Genomic DNA, 402 nt, shown 5'->3' on the forward strand with positions numbered 1-402 from the left:
CGCGGCCGGGGCAAGAAGGCCGGCCCGCCGGTGCACGACGATCTCGTGAGCCGCAGCTTCACCGCGAGTGGCCCGAACCGTCTGTGGCTCGCTGACATCACCGAGCATGCCACCGGCGACGGCAAGCTGTACCTCTGCGCGATCAAGGATGTCTTCAGCAACAGGATCGGCTACTCCATCGACGCGCGGATGAAGTCCCGCCTGGCAATGACCGCCCTGGACAATGCCGTTGCCCGGGCGCGAACACGTCGACGGATGCATCCTGCACAGCGATCGCGGATCGCAAGGCGGACAACTGATCGTCGCAACACCTCGTGATCAGCGAGGTGTGGGATGGTGCGTCGTCAGCAGGCAGCCGATCGGGCGATTCGACCGAAGTTGAGGTCTCCGGGGCATCCGAAA

At 64.9% G+C, this 402-nt stretch carries 1 pseudogene; it reads left to right on the forward strand.

Annotated elements, in window-relative coordinates:
* Nucleotides 1–286: pseudogene (locus tag AB4039_RS42520) on the forward strand (transposase); the annotation flags it as partial.
* Between the last annotated feature and the right edge of the window lie 116 nt (nt 287–402).

The sequence above is a fragment of the Streptomyces sp. M-16 genome, from assembly GCF_052114405.1.
Lineage (GTDB): Bacteria > Actinomycetota > Actinomycetes > Streptomycetales > Streptomycetaceae > Streptomyces.